Annotated in this window: 12 protein-coding genes and 6 pseudogenes; 9 read left to right on the top strand and 9 right to left on the bottom strand. The window is 40.6% G+C overall.

Translation table 11 applies throughout. The annotated features are described in order from the left end of the window. The 4 genes from FTT74_RS11515 to FTT74_RS11500 all read right to left on the bottom strand — a co-directional run. Positions 1-216 (bottom strand): transposase (locus FTT74_RS11515; RefSeq protein WP_179989049.1); only part of this gene is annotated, 216 nt, incomplete at its 3' end. Between the two features lie 236 nt (positions 217-452). Continuing rightward, positions 453-1073, bottom strand: a complete 621-nt coding sequence (locus FTT74_RS11510) for a hypothetical protein (RefSeq protein ID WP_154320123.1) — start codon at positions 1071-1073, stop codon at positions 453-455. Positions 1074-1091: 18 nt separating this feature from the next. Next, the gene (locus FTT74_RS11505; protein WP_179989050.1) at positions 1092-8135 is read right to left on the bottom strand and encodes a hemagglutinin repeat-containing protein; all 7044 of its coding nucleotides are present in this window, start codon (positions 8133-8135) and stop codon (positions 1092-1094) included. A gap of 86 nt (positions 8136-8221) precedes the next feature. Continuing rightward, on the bottom strand, positions 8222-9979 hold the full coding sequence (locus tag FTT74_RS11500) for a ShlB/FhaC/HecB family hemolysin secretion/activation protein (protein ID WP_154320126.1): 1758 nt from the start codon (positions 9977-9979) through the stop codon (positions 8222-8224). Positions 9980-10284: 305 nt separating this feature from the next. On the opposite strand from FTT74_RS11500, the gene FTT74_RS11495 reads away from it, so the two are divergent. Then, positions 10285-10623, top strand: a complete 339-nt coding sequence (locus tag FTT74_RS11495) for a transposase (RefSeq protein ID WP_154320127.1) — start codon at positions 10285-10287, stop codon at positions 10621-10623. On the opposite strand, the pseudogene FTT74_RS11490 reads toward FTT74_RS11495, so the two are convergent. Beyond that, positions 10608-10910, bottom strand: a pseudogene (locus FTT74_RS11490) (transposase); the annotation flags it as partial. The gene FTT74_RS11495 and the pseudogene FTT74_RS11490 sit on opposite strands and share 16 nt — an antisense overlap. A 335-nt stretch (positions 10911-11245) precedes the next feature. Here FTT74_RS11490 and FTT74_RS11485 point away from each other — a divergent pair. Together FTT74_RS11485 and FTT74_RS14020 are read left to right on the top strand one after the other, a co-directional pair. After that, on the top strand, positions 11246-12478 hold the full coding sequence (locus FTT74_RS11485) for an ATP-binding protein (protein ID WP_094069408.1): 1233 nt from the start codon (positions 11246-11248) through the stop codon (positions 12476-12478). Between the two features lie 38 nt (positions 12479-12516). Continuing rightward, positions 12517-12603: pseudogene (locus tag FTT74_RS14020) on the top strand (HNH endonuclease); the annotation flags it as partial. 268 nt (positions 12604-12871) lie between these two features. On the opposite strand, the pseudogene FTT74_RS11480 reads toward FTT74_RS14020, so the two are convergent. Next, a pseudogene (locus FTT74_RS11480) lies at positions 12872-13699 on the bottom strand (TonB-dependent receptor domain-containing protein); the annotation flags it as partial. Between the two features lie 474 nt (positions 13700-14173). Here FTT74_RS11480 and FTT74_RS11475 point away from each other — a divergent pair. Further along, complete coding sequence (locus FTT74_RS11475; protein ID WP_167846514.1) at positions 14174-15727, top strand: esterase-like activity of phytase family protein; 1554 nt, start codon at positions 14174-14176, stop codon at positions 15725-15727. 67 nt (positions 15728-15794) lie between these two features. After that, a complete protein-coding gene (locus tag FTT74_RS11470; protein ID WP_179989051.1) occupies positions 15795-16676 on the top strand; it encodes a hypothetical protein in 882 nt (293 codons plus the stop codon). Between the two features lie 22 nt (positions 16677-16698). Here the strand turns inward: FTT74_RS11470 and FTT74_RS11465 are convergent, their stop codons facing one another. Beyond that, entirely contained in the window at positions 16699-16902 is a 204-nt protein-coding gene (locus FTT74_RS11465) for a hypothetical protein (RefSeq protein WP_094069354.1), read from the bottom strand. Positions 16903-17292: 390 nt separating this feature from the next. Between FTT74_RS11465 and FTT74_RS11460 the strand changes: the two genes are divergently transcribed. The 4 genes and pseudogenes from FTT74_RS11460 (at position 17293) to FTT74_RS13935 (ending at position 20431) form a co-directional block, all read left to right on the top strand. Further along, positions 17293-17595 (top strand): type II toxin-antitoxin system HigB family toxin, encoded by a 303-nt coding sequence (locus tag FTT74_RS11460; RefSeq protein WP_154320130.1) that lies wholly within the window; start codon positions 17293-17295, stop codon positions 17593-17595. A 31-nt stretch (positions 17596-17626) separates the two neighbouring features. Beyond that, positions 17627-17998 carry a type II toxin-antitoxin system HigA family antitoxin gene (locus tag FTT74_RS11455; protein ID WP_000354814.1) on the top strand — a complete coding sequence of 124 codons (372 nt, stop codon included), beginning with the start codon at positions 17627-17629 and terminating at the stop codon, positions 17996-17998. Positions 17999-18023: 25 nt separating this feature from the next. Beyond that, a pseudogene (locus tag FTT74_RS13940) lies at positions 18024-19654 on the top strand (DEAD/DEAH box helicase family protein); the annotation flags it as partial. Further along, positions 19655-20431 (top strand): DEAD/DEAH box helicase, encoded by a 777-nt coding sequence (locus FTT74_RS13935; protein ID WP_257219781.1) that lies wholly within the window; start codon positions 19655-19657, stop codon positions 20429-20431. It abuts the pseudogene before it with no gap. Between the two features lie 44 nt (positions 20432-20475). On the opposite strand, the pseudogene FTT74_RS11445 reads toward FTT74_RS13935, so the two are convergent. Further along, positions 20476-21390, bottom strand: a pseudogene (locus FTT74_RS11445) (type II toxin-antitoxin system HipA family toxin); the annotation flags it as partial. Further along, positions 21387-21692: pseudogene (locus FTT74_RS14015) on the bottom strand (transcriptional regulator). The pseudogenes FTT74_RS14015 and FTT74_RS11445, both read right to left, overlap by 4 nt. Positions 21693-21817 lie beyond the last annotated feature (125 nt).

Here is a 21817-nt window from a genome sequence, read left to right as displayed (position 1 = left end):
TTCCGCATACATCTTTTTAAGTCTGGTATTTTCGGCTTCTAGCTCTTTCAGTCGAGCCATTAATGATGTATCCATACCACCATATTTGGCACGCCATTTATAAAAGGTAGCATTACTCATGCCGTGTACACGGCAAAGGGTCGCTACAGGTGTGCCAGATTCTGCCTGTTTCAAGATGGACATGATCTGACTATCAGTAAATTTAGATGTTTTCATGCAGAATCTCCTGCTCGTATCTTAAGAGAAAATTCTACTTTTAGATCCTATTATTTTTAGGGGGGATTACCGTATCTTTCACATTCGTCACAGTACCTTGACCTAAGGTTGCCTTGGTCAGTTGTTCTGTTTCTTGCCCGCTGCTATTGATACCAATGGTCGTTGAACCTTTTGGAGCTGTAGAAGCTTCTTTAGTTCCCTTTTGTGGAATACCAATACTGGTCGATACATTAATTTCAAAAATTAAAATCCTTTAACGTCTTTCCTTTTTCATCCAATAATTTATATACAAAATCAGGTTCAATTTTTAAAAATAACTCAATAACATCATGAATTTTCCAACCATGTATTTCTGGATGATCAATGATTGAAATTAAATGTTCTTTTAAAAATGGAATATATTCTTTGAAGTCCTCATCGATTATTAAACCAAATAAAGAATCTATTCCAAAAGGTTGAGTATTAGCAAGCTCTATTATTTTGACAATATATGGAAACAATTTTTTTCTTGTTAAGGTACCTAGACCATGGTCAGATTTATCAGCCCAATAACGAATAAATGCTCTAAGAACATGTTGCAATGTATCATCATAACCATTTAGCCTATGATCAATAAAACCATTTAATTTATTGTTTTCAAATAATGCAGTTAAAGCATTAAAACCATAATCATCTCCCCAAAATGTCAACAATTTAGCAGCTTGGAATACAATATAGTCATCCGAATTTGTTAATAATTCTCTTAACTGTTCTATACGGCTAACTGAAATATCTTCAGCATCTAAGTCCTCTGCTATATCTGTATAATTGACACTATCAGGAATCTCATTTAATAAGTCTATAATCTTCTGTTCCAACTCTATACTCCTTACAAACTATTTCTTTATGTATTCTGATGGAACACAACCTTTGATTAAGCATTCCCCATCTCTAATAGCATGATTCAAATCTTTATTTGCATCTCTTAATTTATCTCGATTTTTTTTACTAGGATTACGATCATATTTCGCCTGAGCTGCATCGACTTTAGATTGTAATTCCTTTCTAACTTCGGTATGTGTCACAATCTGACTACCAGAAATCTTACCTGCATCAATATCTTCCTGCAATCGCTTCGTATCAATCTTAATTTGCTCACCACCATAATTTTTAGAATCAATAGCTATTGCTGGATCACTTGTTGAAATGTATGGTGTATTCTCAGAATTACCACCTCTAATATGAGATTGAACAGATCCTGTTCCTTCAGGGTTTGCAGCAACCAAATCACCTTTGTCATTTATGTAAGCTTTTGGTTTACCTTTATAATTTTCTGTAGCAGAAAAATCATGATCATTACGAGTAACATAATCAGGAACAGTAGGTTTTACTGATATTTCATCACTATTTTTAGCTTTTCCTTTCCCTGAAATTAGTGTCTCAGCAGCTATACCAACAATAAAAGTAGCACCTAGCTTTGCATTTTGCAGTGATTCCGCATAATTAAGACTTCGTTGAAAATCATCATCGCTTAGTCCAAGCTGTTTCAACTCACTAATTTTTTCAGACCGACTCCAATCATCATATAGACCATCTGAAAGTCCGTAGAGTGATTTTACTAAATGATCTGATACCGCATTTGTAGCATAATCAATATATTCTCCACTAAATTGATTAACTATATATCCTGCTGTTGCTTTTACAGGCCCTCCTAACAACACGCTAGCAGCAAGTTGTATTTTTTCAATGTCAACACCACTATCTACAGAAATTTTTTCTATATTTTTACTAATTTCTGCTGCCGCATGTAAAAATTTAAAACCTAGTAAATCCGTTTCTTTTACAGCAAGAGAACTATCTGTATTTTCAGCTAATATACTAATTAAGGAGTTTGAGTTGACTATTGGTTGCTCTTTAGAGAGCTCAGAATTAAGAATCTGTTCAATGCCACTACCATTCTGACTCAAAATATCTAATTGTTCTTGGACAGCAGATAATTTTTGAATTGCATACCAATAATTATCTGTATCTATAATCTTTTCGACCTCTTTAATTTCAAGACCATTTTTCAATAGCTCCCCTGCAACTTGCTGCCCATATTCCTCTAAACCCTCAAAATCTGCTGGTAAACTATAAAGTTTTGCTTGTATATTATTTAAACTTTGTAAAGCCTTCTCTTTATATTCTCCCTCAGGCATTTGCTTCACAATATTTTCAGCACTTTGACGGAAATTTTCAGGTAATTCCTTCTGCTCTTGAATAATCTCCGCCCGTCCACTCTTACTCAGTAAACGCTGATCAACCGTCACAGAACCATCCAGCATGCCCGTCACTTGGTCACGAGTAATTTCTTGCGTATTATTAATGTCCCGATTGGTGCTGTCTGAGGCATTTGCAACAGTCCCTTGACCCATCGTTGCCTTAGTCAATTGTTCTGTTTCTTGTCCACTGCTGTTAAGGCCAATGGTGGTTGAACCGTTTGGATATTTGGATTTTTCTCCATCTTTGTTGTTCGTGGTTTTGCCTATCGTCGTTGATACATTAAAACCACTGCTACTGTTGTAGTTATGATCTTCTATGTCTTTCAGCGCAAGTTCGCCTGAATAGTTCAGCTTACCGTGATCCGTTAATGTGCCGTCTTCATTCTTCGTCGCATTGGCAATCACACCACCAATACTGGTAATATTTTTAACACCCATCGCATCTAGATCAGCATCGTTCTGCGCATTGCCAATCAGCAGCTTACTAGTGTCATTTACCCATGCACTGTCAATGCTGCCCTTACTTTGGTTATAGCCAGCGCTGATATTGCTGGCTTTACCGTTAGAACCAAAACCTAAGCCAATATTTCCGCCTTTGCTGCTATTACTGCTAGTCTCTGTATCCTGCAAGCTTTCTACATGGATCTGATTTACTTGTAGATTACCTCGGTCAGCGATAGAAACCTCACCGCCCTGAATATTCAGTTTGTCTATTGCACCTTCAGTACGATTCAGCACAACTTCACTATTTACGTGGGTGAGGCTTTCGTTTTGTGATTGGCTGGTTTGCTTGCCTATTGAAGCACTGCCGCCACCGCCATAGGTATAGCTCACACTTTGGCTATTGGTTTTACTATTGCTGTCCTGTTTACTATGCTCGACGCCTGCAGTCACATTGAGGTCTTTGCTGCCATCAAAGGTCGTGGTGCCTGTTGCATTCACTCGGCTGCCTTGGATATTGATGTCTTGGCCTTCTGATTTAAGCTGAAGGTTATTTAAATCTAAGTTGCTACCTTGCCATTGGCTTTGTTCTGTATTCGTGGTCGTCGTAGTTTCAATCCTTTCACCATTGGCACCAATAGTAAAGCCATAGGTTGCACTGCTTGCAGCCGCAGATGCGGCTGCTGCCCCTACAGCAATCTGTGCACTTGCCACATTGGCCGTTGCCATTGCGACATTGGCTTTGCTGTCATCTAAGGCTCCTTTGGTAATTCGACCCGCTGCATAGTCACGTTGTGCTTGGCTATAATCATCTTTAGCTTTAGATAAGGCTTTAGTTGCATCTGCAACAGCTTCTACCGCTAAGATTGCATCTAAATAGGCATTGCGAATGCCGACTTCTGTACTGATGGTTTCAGTATGAGTCTTTTCTTCTGTGGTGGTTTTATTTTCATAACCGCCTATGTTAAGATTTCCTCGACCATGATCAATGATCGTATCACCTGTCGCTGTGATATTTTGGCCGAGGATATCTACACCTTCTGCACCTTGAATTGTTAAATTTTCAGTATTGATATTGCCTGACTTATGCGTTGTGGCTGTAGTTTTAACGGTATTCTCTGCGTCTTCAAGTACAAAGCCGCCCACTCGAATGCTGTCTTTATTCAGCTTAACCCCAAGACCTTGTACCGTTTCTTTGCTGTTTGACGTAACAGTTTTGTGTTGTTCTTCTGCTGCATCGAGCGTGACTTTTTTGCCCGCTAAGACCGTGTTCTGTGCATCAATGTTGCTACTGGTCAGTGTCGTTTGACCTGCTGAACCCACATAGACATTATTGGCACCAAGATCGGTCCCTGTTTGTGTTCTTTGCTCAGTCCGTGTGCTCGATGATTCTCCGATCGTGATCTTCGGTGCTTTTAATCCCGGAGCTAAAGCCTCAATACCCGCTAAGCCAACAGCAGTCACTTTCATTAAGTCTTTGGCAATGCCACGATAACCTTTTTGGGTTTCATCCCATTGCTGATCATTGGTTTCTAATGTCGTCAGACTGACATTTTCGGGCAGGGCATTACCATCTTTGGATTTTAAACTGCCATCCGCTTGGCGTTCGAATTGTTTATTGCCAATATAAATATTGTCTTGAGCTTGTATATCATTGGCTTGCAGCTCGATATTTTTACCGGCATTGATATCAACATTTTTGCCAGCTTTGAGCTGTGTTTGTGCAACATCTTCGTCGATATATCCTGATTGACGGTTTTTAAATTGAATTGTATTTTTCTTGGCTGTTTCCGTGCTCTTTATATCAGTATCAATATCTGACAAAAGTTTTACATTGCCTTGGTTTGCCGTAATTTGAATGCTGTCTTTCGCACCAGCTTGCAGGTGCGTGGCTTGAATATCTCCTGTTTGGCTATTGATCAGGATATTGCCACCCGATTGGATGTCGGTTGCAATCGATTGACTGGTCGAAGATTGGATTTTTTTATCTGTTGTAGAGAAGCCACCTTTTTCTTGGGCTGCAAGCTGAGAACTGCGTTCATCTCGTCCATTTTCGATCAAGACATTTTGTCCAGCATCAATCACTACATTGCCCGACGTACTGTTCAAGGTGCTGGCTTTAATCTGAGTATTGGCACCACTTTGCAGGGAAATATTTCCTTTCGCCTGAATCTGCGTCCCTACATCTCGACTCGAAGCATTCAGAATCTGATCCTTGTCACCTGCTGAGCTTAAATCACTGCGACTGACATTCACCGTAGAAAGATTCAGGTCTTGTCCCGCTTGGATCGCAATGCTACCTTGGCTTTGTAGATCTGATGCAGTCAGATTGATATTATTCTTGGCATTGGCAACCAGCTGACCATCCGCATCTTGTACATACAGCCCAGCAACACGGCCAATGTTTTCAGCGCTAAATTCACTTAAACCGTGCTTATTTTCAGTTTTAATCGTCGTGGTGATGTTGTTAATGTCTCGGCCCGCATCAAGGGCAAGGATTTGATTGGCGGTCATTGTCCCACCAATATTATTGATATCGGTGTGTGCTGTCGCAAAGACATCTCGACCTTGTATTAAGCCACCCACGTTATTAATGTTATTGGCTTCAAGACTCACCAATTGGCGTCCAGCAATACTGCCTTGGTTGTTTAAATCCCCACTCAGTTTTAAATTGACCGTCTCGCCTGCAATCAAGGCACCTTTGTTGTTTAAGTCCCCCGACTGTACCGCAACATACACTTTCGGTACCAAGACTTGGATTTTTTCGCCATCAACGGTAATGGTTTCTGTCACCAGCCACACCATATCACTGGTCAATCGAGCAATCTGTGCTTCTGAGAGCTTCACTCCAACACTTAAATTAAGATCTTTGGCAGCACTTACCCCAGAATCCATCAAGGCTTTGAATTGATCCTCGAAGTTCGTATAACCATCTAAATAAACTTGACCCGTCAGTTGTGCAATTTGGTCATTGACCAGTTTTTGCTCGTAATAACCATCCCCTAAACGTTTTTGCATATTTTGTGGGTTGGTCGCGAACATTTGCAGCATGTAATCACTGCCTAACCAATTTTTATAATTGGTAAAGGCATCGCTGCTTTCAATCAAAGGGCGGTTATTATTTTCTTTATTAACGCTGTATAAGGATTGCAGCGGTAAGCTGAGTTCTGAGGTATCACCATTTAATGTGCCTTGGTGAGCACCATCATATTTCACCACATCAAGTTTTATTGGCGTTACGATATCAGCTGGATTATAGGGTTTAACACTGTTCCACTTACTTCGTTTACTTGTACCTAATGTATTCCAACCTACATAGTGATACTGTGATGTCCCCGTTTTAATCACACGATGCTCACCCTCAGCATCAATATTATTCACTTCATTTTGTTCAATATTAATGCCTTTCGTCGCTAGAATTTGGCTCTTGTCATTGGTCAGGCTTTGGCCTTTTAGCGTCAGTGTGCCACCTGAAATAATCTCCGCTGGTGCACTGGAATCCACATAGTGTTGGGTTTCGTACTGGTTGTAGATATATCGGGTATAGTCTTCATATTTTTGACCATCCAGATAAATGCTGTCATAACTGCCACGACCTGTAATATGCGATGAATCAAGAATTTCAGCGCTTCCAGCACCTTGATAAGCGGTCACATCTTTGCGGGTTTCTGGTATTTCTTTGACACTTGAACTGAAATGCAAATTTCGGTTGGTCAAAATATCCACGCCTAAGTACATATCACCCACGGATTGAATACGTGCACTGGCATTGTCTAATAATGCGGCAGAGCCTTCTGCCATATGGTTTGCATTGAGTTGTCCACCAACAGTCAGCGCACCTTCGCTGGCAATTAAGGCTTGTTCTCGGTTTTCAATTTTTCCGCCTGCAATATCTAAGCGTTGACGTGCCGCAATCGTGCCTGCTTTGACATCGCCATTGGTTTGCTGTTCTGCATTGAGAAGATGCGCGGCTTGCAGGGCAATATGGTCACCATAGATTTGACCTGTACCCACGTTTTGGATGCCTTGACTGGCATCAATACGAGTTAAACCTTGGCTATTAATGAGGCCGGTATTGTTGACGTTTTCAGCCTGAATGCGTTGATCGCCTAGACTTAATATCTTGCCATTATTGTTTAAATCTTTTGCTTGAAGATTTAAACTCGCTGGGGTGCTATCGACTTTATTTTCTGCAACTACTGCACCGCTATTTTGCAGCTCGCCATTGGCACTGATTTTAATATGCCCGGCTGAAGCAAACACTTGCCCTGCATTGTTAATCCCAACCCCTTGTTCGGTACTGATTAAACTGATTTTGCCCGCATACATTCCGCCTAAGTGACTGGTATCAATGGCAAACTGTGGCACAGTGCCTGCCAACCCCGAAGCCGCCTGTATCGCACCAGCCTGCGGATTAACTTCAATATCATTTTGTCCAGCAACCACCGTCAATTCTTTAGCCCAAATCCCCGCATTGATCTGTGCAGCACGGCTGAGTAACTGGGTATAGTCGGCTTTACTGGCATCCAAGCCCTGACCTGTGATGTTAATCACCCCGTCACGGACTTGATAACCTGTCACTTGTCCATTTTGAATATTCGGATTGGCGGTACTTAAAGTCACCCCACCTGCATTGATAAAACCGCCACCATCGACATTAATCCCAGCTTGGTTGGCAATGATCACATCTGCTTTACGTCCACCGACCTCTACATAGCCATTTAAGTGACTTGGATTGCTGCCGTTCACCTGATTAACAATGACTTTGGCTTCACCGCCTGCAAGCCACGGATTGGCTTGGATATAACCCCCAAGCTGCGTTTGAGTATTTTGGCGGCTGTTATTTAAAATGACACCGTTCTGATTCACATCAAATTGCTGGTAGTGATTCACCGATACCCCAGCTTTGCTTGGGGTTTGAATATTCACCTGCGTTGTGCCATTGGCACTGTTCAATATCGTTGGACGCTGATTGCCTGCCGCATTCGAGTCTGCAACAACATTGCTGTGCGATACACCAATAGATGCATTGATCAGGGCAGTGCCTGTAATCAGCATCAATGAAAATGAAAGAACTTTTAAAGCTAAACTTTTTTCAGAAGCAACGACTGGTGTTTCAAGATCAACCGCTTTATTATTCTGTGTTGAGGCTTGTCCTGCAGCTGCGACATTTTCTGCAACAGCAATCATTTCACCACGGGTTTGACTAAAAATCGTTTTATAGCAGTTCTTATTCATTTTTCAATTACCAATGTGTCTTTATTTGGGAGATTTTTTCGCTTTAATACTACGAGCTCATTTTTTAGTTTGTACTTTTCTTTAGATCAGAATGAATAACTGGCACTAAAACCATAATTCAAATCATAATTTTGGAAATATTCAGGCTTCTTGATTGGTTTACCGATAAATATATCGTAGTAAAAAGTGCCACCCACCTTAAATTGACCACGTAGCCCCATCGCACCACCCACAAGGGTTTTACCTAAAAGCCATTGGGCAGATTGACCATCAACATGCCCAGCATCCAAGGCCATATAGAATTGATGTGCGGGAAAAATAGACATGGCTAAATCATTGCGCCAGTAGAAGCCACGGTCTGCTGCTAGGGTTAGGTCACCATCAAAACCGCGTACTGTATACCTTCCACCAATGGAAAGCCGGTCTTGGATGGTCAGCGGGGTGTCATTGTATTGCGCTCTAAAGGCACTTGAGTAGCTATATTGCTGGTTCTCAAATTGGAACGGAACATTCAGATTGGCATCTAGCGTCCAGATCTTCATCCGTGATGTACCTTCGTTCAGCGCTTCCTCAACTGCTGGTAATGAATCGAATGCACCTGTGCCTCGCTTATACCCTAGACTCAAATCCAGCACTGCAAATTGAATATATTCACGATGATCAAGGTTTAACTGCCAACCCGCAACATCTCTGCGCTGTATGGTCAGTTCGGCATCATCAATATAGCTTTTAGATTCTCGATGCCAGCCTTTCAAGGTCGCTGAGGTTTTACGCTTGGCATCCCGATAAAGCAATCGGGTCAAGCCTAAGTCTTGAGTCTGACTTTCTCCATTATAGTTATAGACATTATTGGTGCCTGCAACAGCTTGGTCATAATTGTATCGACTCGCATTGGCGCTGATCAGCCAGTTTTTATAAGGGACTGAATAATGAAGGGCATAGTTATGGGTTCCGCTCTTCACAGTGGTTCCATTTTGATCCGTAATCTCTTGCTGATCTGCTAAGTTACGGCCCATGGTGACGTAAAATAAGTCACTTCTAAATAAAGGGTTATCGACTGAAACGGTGATGTTACCTTGGTATTTACCGGTTTGACGACTACCGGCATCATCAGCACTTAAGGTCACGCGAATTGGAATTTTTCGCTGTTTCCATTTGACGATAACATCACTTTGATTGGGCGCATCTGCAGGAATAATTTGAATATCAGCTTCCGCTGTAGGCAGTCTTTTTAAGTTTTCTAAGCCTTGCTCTAAGTCACGTAAATTGAGAATATCGCCACTCTTCATTGGAAAGATATTTTTGGCATATTGAATTCGGCCTGCTCGGGTATTTTCCTCATCACTTAAATCGAGTTTGATTTCTCGAACTAATCCCGGAATGACGGTGAGTTTTAATACGCCTGTACTTAAGTTTTGAGGTGCAGCCAATATTCGTGTCGTAGTAAAGCCTCGGCCAATGATGATGTTCTGCGTTTGCGTCATCAACAGATTAATTCGCTGCTCACCCATGCATAAACCTGGAGTAAAACTTAAATCTTTTAACGCTTGTTGCACATATTGATCAAAATGCTTACTCATTTCGCCATCAAGTTCAACTGTCTTGATTTCAAAACAATTCTGATCTTCAAGGTCGGTAAGTTGTACAGCTTCTTTTTTTTGGATGACATCTAAATTAACATCACGTTCTGGTTGTATAATTTTTTCTAGTTCTGCTTGGCGCTGCTGGTTTCGAATCAAACCATCTATCGCTGGATCAAATGTTTCTGCAAATGCAAAAGGAGTAACAACAAAACCACCCAAAGTAAGCAAAATACTTTTTAATACTATATTTTTTTTGAACATAAATTTATTGCATGTTAAATTTTGCGCAGAAATTAACAAATAATGACCAAATATTCAATGGTATTTTATTTTTCAATTTCTCCCATTAGATTGTACCCCTCAATAGACACTTAACTTTCATTCTGCAGGACACCTTCACTTGCCACATGTGTCGTTGATAGCCAATCTGACCATTGTTCTTGATATAACTGTACCATATGAGCACTTGGCTGTTTTTTCGTAAGCGTCCGCTGAACACACCTTATGAATTCATCCTATAAGCCTTAATTTAGTCCCCACTTAAAAACAAGTGGGGACTTAAATTTATGACGACAAATAATCAGACATCCATCGCATCTCTAGCGAAAAAACGAAGAACATACAGTGCTGAATTTAAACAGCAGATCGTTCAGGCTTGTAAAGCACCTGACGTTTCAATTGCTTCGGTCGCTTTGCAACATGGATTGAATGCAAATCTTGTATCCAAATGGATTCGCTTATTTGATGGTAAACCAAAGAATGATCGCTCACCACCACCGAATAAACCTGCATTTATTGCCTTATCCTGCTCTGCACCATTAGATCCTATTTCTACTAATATGTTAACGGTTCAAATTGCTTTACCTCACTCAAAAGCAGAAATTGGCTTTGTGATACGGGTCTGATTTTTCTTGATAAGCTGTGGCTCAAATTTACCCTCACGATCTCTAGGGGTATCTAGTTCAAACTCACCATCATCAGTCAGTAGACGCTTCGTTGTGTAACCATTGCGAGCATTTTTACCTGTTCGTGGACTATTCTTTTCGTAACCTAAATGGTCGGTGAGTTCCGCATTAAGGGCAGTTTCAACAGTCAATTTCTTTAAAGCCCGACTAAAATTATTGAGATCGAGTTCGGTTTTTAGGTTCTTGGCTAACTCTTTAGCGAGTGCCAACATTGCTTCATCTTTCATGGTAAACACCTTTTGTTTGACCCCAACAACGTTGGGGGAGTTTAAGCGTTTACATAGTTTTATTTACAGTCTCAACAAATCCGAAAACAAGGCATCACCATTGCTCATCTAAGGAGTAGACCCAGATACGATATTAGGCATATTTAGGTTTTTTGTCGTGTACAGAGTCAAAAAAGATAGAATCTGGATTTTTATTACATTTACTATCCGTATACTTCAACAGCAGCTTTGAATGTTTCACTTAACCTTAAACTTTTTTTAAAATTAAATATATTTACATATACGTTCTAAAATTTGATATAATTTATTAAAACTTTAGATTCCAAGTGTAAATAATGAGAAGCGCTAATATTCGACGTGATGGCTACTTAAAATTTCTGAATACATGGCAAGACCGTGATGTCATTAAAGTACTTTCAGGTGTGCGTCGCTCTGGAAAATCCACCTTATTGGCAATGTTTCAACAAATCCTAAAAGCACAGGGTGTACAAGCCGAAAACATCATTGCCATCAACTTCGAATTTATGGAATTTGAAGAACTCACCGATTACCGTAAACTACATGATTATGTATTGTCCAAAGTTGATAAAAGTAAAAAAAACTATGTTTTCTTAGATGAAATACAACATGTTACAAATTTTGAGAAAGTAGTCGACTCTTTATATGTTCGGGATTATATCGATTTATATATTACAGGCTCAAATGCATTCTTTCTAAGTGGAGAACTTGCGACTTTACTTACAGGACGCTATATCGAGCAACATGTTCTACCTCTGTCATTCCAAGAATTTAAACAGTGGCATATTGAAAATAATCCGATCATCCAACAATTATCAAATCGTGATTTGTATGCCATGTATACGCGCAGTAGTTTCCCTTATACGCTTGCCATGACTAGCCAGCAGGAAACTTATGATTACTTGCAAGCAGTCTATGCCAGTGTAATGTTTAAAGATGTTATTCCCCGTTTGAATACTGCCGATATTAACTCTCTCGAGCGTGTCGCAAGATATTTGGCAAGCGTGACAGGCTCACCTATTTCCATCAATAAAATTAAAAATACCTTTGTTTCAAGTGGGGTTAAAATTTCATTTGAAACAGTAAAACGCTATATTCAGGGCTTACAGGACAGTTTGTTATTTTATAGTGCCGCACAATTTAAAGTACGCGGGCGTGAGTTATTACAATCCTCTGAAAAATACTATTTAGTTGATGTCGGATTGCGCCGGATTATGTTGCCTGATGCTAATGCTGATCAAGGTCATATCTTAGAAAATGTGATTTATCTTGAGCTTGTCAGACGAGGTTATACGGTCTATGTAGGGCGGGTTGATGAATATGAAATTGATTTTGTTGCTGTCGATACTTTACAGAATTTAACTTATTATCAGGTGGCATTAGAAACGCTCAATGAGGAGACACTCAGCCGAGAGTTACGTCCATTACAGAAAATTTCTGATTCGTATCCCAAGTATTTGCTTACCTTAGACACGATAGGGACTGAAGCGAATTATAATGGTATTGTAAAAATGAGTGCTCTCGATTGGTTGCTATCTGAAAATAAGTAAAGTTGAGGGTAGACATGGATACACTTATTTATTAATTAAAACTCAAAGACTTTTCAGCATTAACCAAGAGTGTGATCAAGCATAATTTCTGCTCCATTTGTGATGGATTGATTTACCTCGACTCGATTTCTATCTGATTAAGATGTATGGTCCGCTTGCATCATGTGAGGACAGGAAAAGGCGAAACGGCTACTTTTTGCATGTGATTAGATAGTTACGGCTGTTATAATCCGTTACTTAACGGGGGATTAATATGTTTAAAAATTTATTACTGAGTTTATTTGTGGCTGTTCCACGGCTTTGTTGCATAAAGATTTTGTAAGCTTCTGATTTAAATAGGTTTGTATGAATTTCAACCTAAAAATTAATGAACAAAATCAGTTGGTTATGTATTTATGCAACAAAGCCTATGTTAGAATATTTTTTTATCGATAGTCCAACATTAAAATTTCGTCTATCTGCGGGCTCAAAGAAACGATTATTACTATCATTGACAATCACGGAACCCACATAGTTTCGATCTAATAAATTATCTAGTCGTGCATAAGTATTTACTTTCCAGTCTTTATTGACCCACAAATAGCCAACATTTGCCGCAACGACCGTATAACTTGGTGCAGTATCAGAGTTGATATCATCGACATAAATCTTGTCCATATAACGTGCTTCTAAGCCTGCCTGAAATCCCTGCTCAGGTTGCCATGCCAAGCCTACAAAAGCTTGATTCTTGGCAATACCTGGAATATATGTTCCTTTTTGTATCAGCGGTTTGGTTGTGGTCGCTGGAATATCAGCATCAAAAGTCGCATCTAAATAACTATAACTGGTTCGAATATTGAGTGCTTGCCAGAGCTGTTTTTGCCACGATAACTCTAAGCCTTCACGTAAGGTTTTTTCTGCATTACGAAATGTGCTTCGCCCGCCATTGGCATCGTCAGGCACAATGTCATTTTTAGTTTCAGTATGAAATACAGCAAAAGTAAATAACCCTAAGGTATTCTGCGATTTTAAGCCAAGTTCTACGGTATCACTGGTCGCAGGTTTTAAATTAAAGTTAATGCCTGAAGTCCCTACTGTAAGATAGGCCATCTCGGTAAAGGTTGGTGTTTCGAAGCCTTTGCCATAGCTAGCATAAGTATAAAGCTCAGGTAATATATCCCAGCCTAAAGCGACAGTTGGAAGTAACTTTTGATAATCTGTTGAACCACTGTCATCACCATTGCCTGTGGTTTAGTCATGGTGCTGAAGCTATTTCTGATGTCTTAATTCTATTACCTGCAACACAGTACATTTAAGTTGATGATGCTACTAGCAATGTTTTAACTATTGGAAAATATTACAGTAATTTAAATTATTTGGGGGAATTTTCAATAAACATAAATTTCGACACGTCACATTGTGTCGTTAGTAAGTAGGATGATTCAATCACTTCAAACTTAGCATTGGTATAACCCTGCCCTATGAGACAGCTTCATAATAAGGCTGCTTATATCTAGAATACTGTGGCAGTTTAAAGTTTTATTTTAATTTTACCTCAAACCACATTTGATAAATAATGAAGAAAACCTAGATATAACCCCCACAAACTACTGATATTTTTAATTTGCTAAAATTTTACATTGATCATATTTCATTCATGTAATTGTCATTTTTGCTTCTTATGATGAAGCTTTTTAAACATGATGCTTCAAAAAAATGAAAAAAAAACCACTAACCTTAGCTTTATTAGCTTCGACAATTTTATTAACCGCATGTACTGATGATGGGGACAATGGTCAAAATGGATTGAATAGTTTGATTCAACAGACGCCTTTAGTACTTGGAAATGATGATTGCTGGAGTGCTGGAACACGTATTGAAAGTGGTTTGGATAAAAATCAAAATGGTGAGTTGGATGCGAATGAAATCCAGCAAAGCTCCATCCAGTGTGGTCCAAACTTATTTGCCCAAGGGGTTGCATTGCCTTACCAAAACTTAACAAGCTTTAAGGCGAATGGAACAACTATTGCGAGTGCATTTACACTTCGACAGGGTGGCTTTGGCTCTGATGTTGCTGCCCATCCTACGAACAATAAACAATTTTACGCAATCACAGATCGTGGCCCAAATGCTGACTATAATGATGGCGTGAATGGTGCTGGTAAGATTTTTCCAATGCCAGACTATATACCTAAAATTGGGTTGTTTGAGGTACAAGATGATGGCTCAATCAAACTCATCAAAACGATTTTATTAAAAGATCGTGATGGAAATAATATTAGTGGATTACCGAATACTGCTGCACTAGGTGGTACAGGCGAAACACCTTACGATATTCATGGCAAGGTCATCGCTAAAGATCCATCAAAGCCTTATGACCCAATAACGAACCCTATCAAACTTGATGATTACGGTCTCGATTCTGAAGGTTTGGCAGCATTGAATGATGGTACATTCTGGGTGAGTGATGAATATGGTCCTCACATTGTGCACTATGATGCCAATGGAAAAGAAATTGGTCGTATTAATCCTTTTGTAAATGATGTGCGCAATACCTTCACTTTACCGCAAGAATTTAGTTATCGTCGTGCCAACCGTGGTATGGAAGGTTTAACTATTACACCTGACCAAAAAACATTGGTTGGGATTATGCAATCGACAATGGACTTACCGACTAAAGCTGTTAATAAATCAACCTTAACACGTATTGTGACGATCAATCTTGAAACAGGAAAAGTTGCTCAGTATCTCTATCGTCAAGAAATTGATGCTAACTCAAACTCAGCTATTATTGCGATTAATGATCATGAGTTTTTAGTACTGGAACGTGATGGCAAATTCCTTAAAGACGATCCGAATATCATGAAACATGTTTATCGTATTGATCTGAAGGATGCTACCAATTTGGAGGATATCGCAACTCAGGGCGATCTAGTGCAAGATCCTAAACTTGGTTTAACGATTGCAGGTAAAACCCTCGAGCAATATTTCATCAATAACGATAAAAAATGGGAAGCATTACAAGCACTAAATATTCAGCCAGTAAGTAAAACATTGGTATTGGATATGGGTAAACGTGTAAGTTATGCGCATGACAAAATGGAAGGTCTATGGTTGATTAACCGACAAACTCTTGGCATTGTGAATGATGATGACATGGGTCTTTGGACAACCAATGGTTTAGAGCAAAAGTATTTGGATAATGTGGGCATGCGTGTCGATACACCTACCTTATATATTGCCGATAAGTTAAATCTTTTCAACCCATAACAATGAATGAAGCCCAAAAGCTAAAACTTTTGGGCTTTTTAAATTCAACTTTTGTCTAGAGAGAAAAATGAGAATAACTCAATCGGCTTTGATAACTTTCTTGGCAATTACAGTGCTACCATCGCTGAGCTATGCATCTCCCAAAGCCACATCTCGCGAATACAAAGTACTATTAGATCCCATAAATTTTAATTATGGAAATGAAGCAAGCAGCATAAATAGCTATTTTTCAGCGGTGAAAAATGCGATTGAAAATAAAATCAGTCGTGACGTAACTGGTGCTATGATCTTTGATACACAAAGAGAAATCCGCTTTTACGATACTCAAGGAAGCTGTACTTTAAAAAATATGGGATACAGCTTCAGAGAGCGTAATGAAAATGGTACAAAAGAAGTAACTTTAAAGTATCGTGGATATGACCATTATATTGCTGACTTCAAAGATTTGACTAGCAATGTATCAGGCGCAAAAACTAAGCTAGAAGATGACATTACTCGTAAAGATAACTTGAGTTTCCTTGTAGTTGCAAGCAAGTCAACAACCGTACCAACCTCGCGAACCATTAACGATTTTGAGGATATCAATATTCTATTTACTGGCTTCAAAAATGACTATAATTTTAATAATAGTCTAGCCCTGAATCAAGTTGGTGGTCTAACTATCTATGAACGAAAATATAGTGGTGCAACGATTGATTTAGGTGAATTCGATGCAGATTTAGAGTTAAGTTTATGGTATACCCTATTGCCTTACGGTAGTCTAAAACCTGTTTTAGCAGAAATTTCGTTTAAATATTCAGATCCCAATGCGAATTTCACAAGAAAAGTAGTTGATCGTGCTGCTTTAAGCTTCAGTGCTTTAAAAGGTTTAACCCAATATAATGCACCAACTTCGACAGCAACAAAGACTCAGTTTGTGTACCAATATCAATCAAATTTCTGCAATTAGCCTTCATACACATCTAGAAAATTTAACCTGATAGAAACAATAAAAAATGGGTAACTGTCAGATCAGGTTTGAGATACAAGTTATCCTTCTCTGCCCCAATTTCAAGCCCAATATTTAAAGCTTGGGCTGTTCTAAACACATTAATCACACAGCCTAAACCGAGTGAATAAATCGGCTGTCTTAATAGAACAACAACAGCACCTAGAATATGCTCAACTTCAGCCACAGTTTCAGGCTCGTATAGGTATTTTCCGTTCGCTTCTACGTGATTGTCAGTTTAGGACGCAAACTGGGGCTCATCCCGCCTGCACGTCCAACGCACAGCTTGGGGTATGAAGAATCACTCTATTGGTTCAGAGTATTGGCCTTCTTCGATGGCAAACGCAGCCGCATGTCGAAAAGGCCCATCAGGCGAAAATAGCAAGCCCCCCATTTGATCACTTACCGTGGCAGTTGGGACAATGGGGCAACACTTGATATGCCGAGCTTAAGAGGGTGAATAAGAGGGATGTGAACCGCCCCAAGGAATGGGGCAATTGGGGATGCGGTAACAACTCCTAACCGCATCAAGAATACCAAACTTGCAAAAGTCCCAAATTGGGACTAATATCTATTTATGAGAATTATCGCACTATCAACCTTAAAAACATTTTGGGAAGACAGCTCAGAATACATTGACGCTAAAGAGCCAACGTTAGCTTGGTATAGGCATGCATTAAACGCTGATTGGGGAGCACCGGCGGATGTGAAACAGGACTTTAGAAATGCCAGCATCCTCAAAGATGGGCGTGTCGTGTTTAACATTGCCGGTAATAAATACCGGTTAGTTGCTTGGATCAATTATGCGTACAAAGTGGTTTACATACGGTTTATCGGCAGCCATGCGCAATACGATAAAATTGATGTACAAACGATTTGAAGCCAAAAGGTAGTAACAAGAGGTAAATATAATGGACATCAGACCTATTAAAACAGATGCCGACTACCGCGCGGCATTAAACGACATCGAAAACCTAATGATGGCGGAGCCTGATACCGTCGAAGGCGAAAAGCTGGACATTTTGGTTACGTTAGTCGAGGCCTACGAAGCAAAGCATTTTCCAATGGATTTGCCAGACCCTGTTGAGGCAATAAAGTTTGAGATGGAGCGCAAAGGCTTAACCGTTAAAGATCTTGAACCCATGATAGGTAAAAGCAATCGTGTTTATGAAATCCTAAACCATAAGCGATCACTCACGCTAAAAATGATTTGGAAACTTCATGAAGGGTTAGGTATTCCAGCAGAGTCGCTGATCAAGCCACCGCAAGTTCGCGCTTTATAGTGCTGCGAATCAAAATTAGTTTGTTATGAATGACGCTCGCTACCCAAACATTTCTGCTATTGATAACAGGCTAGCTGAGCTTGAAAATGAAAAGCAGCAGCTTCTCGCATTAAGAGAGGCTTTGCGTAGCGCTCAAATCGAGCGTTCAGTACAGACATTCACGCCAGAACAAAAGGTCGCCTTATTCAGACAACGATTTCGTGGAAGAGAGGATATCTTTGCCAATCGTTGGCAAAATCAACAGGGGCGCAGTGGCTATTCCGTAGCCTGTGATAATGAGTGGGTAAGCGGGCTATGCAACAAACCCCGCATTAAATGCCAAGACTGTTCACACCGAAAGTTTAGCGAATTAAACGAGCACATTATTTACAGGCACCTTGCCGGTCATCAAGTGGTAGGTCTGTATCCACTACTTAAAGATAATTCGTGCTATTTGTTGGCAGCCGATTTTGACAAAGGCTGTTGGCAAGAAGAAGTCAAAGCAATGTCTAAAGTGTGCCAAGCGTTTGATATTCCGCACGCGATAGAAATCTCGCGTTCTGGCAACGGGGCTCACTTATGGATATTTTTTGAAACCAATATCCCAGCGAACCATGCTCGGGCACTGGGTTTCGCTTTGCTTGATAAAGCCATGGAAATATTTCCAAATCTATCGTTTGACTCCTATGACAGGCTCTTTCCTAACCAAGATGTACTTCCTGAAGGCGGGTTTGGCAATCTCATTGCGTTACCACTTCAAAAGGAGGCTCGCCTTTCAGGTCGTAGTTGCTTTGTTGACAGTGACCTGAATGCCATCGATGATCAATGGCGGTACCTTGCTGAGCTTAAAACGCTCACTCAGTCGAGTATTGACCAACTCATAACAACTATTTCACCCAACACCCTATTACTGTCCGAGCAAGGGCTAACAGACAACCGCCCTCCTTGGGAAATCACAGCCAAAGCCGCACCAATAAAATTAGAGTCTTTGCCGAAAAACGTGACCATTACCTTGGCCAACCATATCTACTTTTTGATGAGCGAGTTACCTGGGCCATTACTGGCCGGACTAAAGCGATTAGCTAGTTTTTCTAATCCTGTGTTTTTTAAAACACAAGCGTTGCGCTTTTCAACCCATGGCATTCCGAGGTTTATTTCCTGTGCTCGTATTGAAAACGGTTATCTAGCACTACCGCGAGGCTGCCTCGATGATGCGATTGCTTTGCTACAAGAGCAAAACATTTCGCCACTATTTGACGATAAGCGTGAAATTGGTAAACCATTATTAAAGCTTACCCCTGAGTTCACTTTGCGAAAGAACCAGCGTGACGCAGTGGCCGCAATATCTAAACATGACTTCGGTATTTTGCATGCGCCAACTGCATTTGGAAAAACGGTTACTGCCATTGCTATGATCGTAAAACGCAAAGTAAATACCCTCATACTGGTTCATAGCCGACAACTGCTCGACAATGGCAAGAGCGCTTACGCACGTTCCTACCCGAAGTAACCATTGGCAGTATAGGCGGAGGTAAAAGAAAGCCGAGTGGCATTATCGACATAGCCACCTACCAAAGTTTGGTTAATAAAAAAGACAATTCCATCACTCCTCTCATTCAAGACTACGGCCATATTATTGTTGACGAATGCCACCACCTATCTGCACCAAGGTTTGAAATGGTACTCAACGAGGTAAGAGCAAAATATGTATTGGGCCTTACAGCAACACCAGAGCGACAAGATGGTCATCAAAAGATCATTTTTATGGCGGCAGGGCCTATTCGCTACAAAGTGAAACAAAGCCCTGATGAGCAATTTACTCAAACCGTGATGATTCATCAGCTCTACGATGTACCAGCAGCAGAGCTTATAAAAACAGATGAGCGCCCCAAAATAAGCGATGCCTACCGCTGGCTCGTCAATAATGAGCAGCGCACTTCAAAAATCGTCTCAGACGCCTACGAGTGTGTTCAAAATGGCGGACACCCGTTAGTCCTTACAGAGCGTAGAGAGCACGCAGAATCCATACACTCACGACTTACCGAAATGGGTATAAGCACTGTCGTACTTAAAGGCGCCATGAAAGCTGCGGAACGCAAGAACGCTGACAATCATCTGCAATCGGCTCAAGTCGTCGTCGCAACAGGAAAATATGTAGGCGAAGGGTTTGACCTACCAAGACTGGATACGTTGTTTTTGGCCATGCCCATCTCATGGAAAGGAACATTGGCTCAATATGCCGGTCGTATTCATCGTGAATCGGAAGGCAAAACACAAGTCACTATTCACGACTATGTGGACTGCACTCTCCCTATGCTGCAACGCATGTTTAAAAAACGCGAGAAAAGCTACAAGGCTATGAGGTACGCCCTTGAGTACATTGATGACAACAGTAACAAGCAACCTTCATTGAAATTAGAAAACATCCCTTCACCAAATACCAAGCCAAAATAAACAGCAGCACTTCATTAAACACTTCCCCATGCCTTTACCCCCATACGCCAAAACTGAGCTAAATCAGCTGTGGTTTGTGCTCCACAATTGGAAATAAATTCAGCAATCTCTAAGTAGCTGGCACCTTGAGATTGTTCACCATCATAGTATTGAAGCTGTGTCATGGCCGACGAAAAATGCAGCCGCTTGTCACCGTCGCGGTCAAACCGTTTTGTTAAGAAGGTATGGTGCTGTGACGAAAATTGCCTCATCTCACTTGGAAACATGTCAACACCTGCCGCTAACGCCAATTCATAACAGACCATCTCCCACGCGCCCACATCATGGGTATCGTTTAAATTGGGAAACTTAGCAATCCACAAGTGGTCTTGTTCATCTGTGACACAAGCTTTGGGCCTTGCACCACCTAATGATGAGCCTGGAGAAATCAGCATTTTCAACCAGCGGTAATACTCGTCACTGTCGATGTTATCGTCTTTTTCAATCTGCATTGCTGCATGCTCTAGCTCTCGCAAAGAAGCCATTGGCGGCGCAGCAAATTCAGAATTGTCGTCCAAAAAAGCATTCGAGCCTGTTCGCTTAAATCGAATACCACCCATCCGGTAAGAGTCATTTACGCCCAGCAGGTAATCCAATTCGTTTAATCGACTTGTTGCTCGAATGCCTTTGCGCGCCTCAATCGCCGCACGCCGCTGCATTAAAATACGCCCCCATCTATCAGGCGATGAATCAAGAAATGCGCGGAAGCTTTTATCGACTTCATCGTTTTAGAGTACACCGGAGTGGAGGGTCAGGATGGGATCAATTTGCAAGCGATAGGCTGAGGTTAAAAATGCTTTATCGTAGGCAAAACTAAACACGCCACCTCGGCTTGAATCGCTGTAAGAAAGCAGCCCTATTAGCAAAGGTGCTTCAATTGGCTGCCAGTCGGCATAGACTTCAACGATTTCACGGCTCATCTTGAACCTTCCAGCAATTTTATGTTTTGCAGCTTGATACCCACTTCATCATGGGCGGCCATTTCTGCAAAGTTGCTTTCCATGCCAAGAACGGCCATCACCTTTAAGTAAGTGCCTATGGCAACGCCCGGATCACCGGCTAAGACTTAATTCACGGTTTTATGATCAAAACCAGTACGTTCACACAGTAGCTTTTTGGTAAAACCACGTCTTTTCATCGCCAACAGCAAGTCTTCACCAAACTGCGTCAGGATTTTACGCTGCTTTGGAAACAATATATTGTGTAAGTCACGCTTAGCCATATCACCAACCAAAGGGACTATATTCCCACTTTACTCAATATAATTGGATTTATATCCTACTTTTAGGTTTAGCTTGCGCGTTGGCCAAGGCGATGATGTGAATCCCTGAATGCCAAAGGTCATCA

Origin of the sequence: Acinetobacter sp. YH01007, from assembly GCF_013420425.1 — a bacterium.
Taxonomy (GTDB): Bacteria; Pseudomonadota; Gammaproteobacteria; order Pseudomonadales; family Moraxellaceae; genus Acinetobacter; species Acinetobacter towneri.
This window is presented reverse-complemented; position numbering and strand designations above follow the sequence as displayed.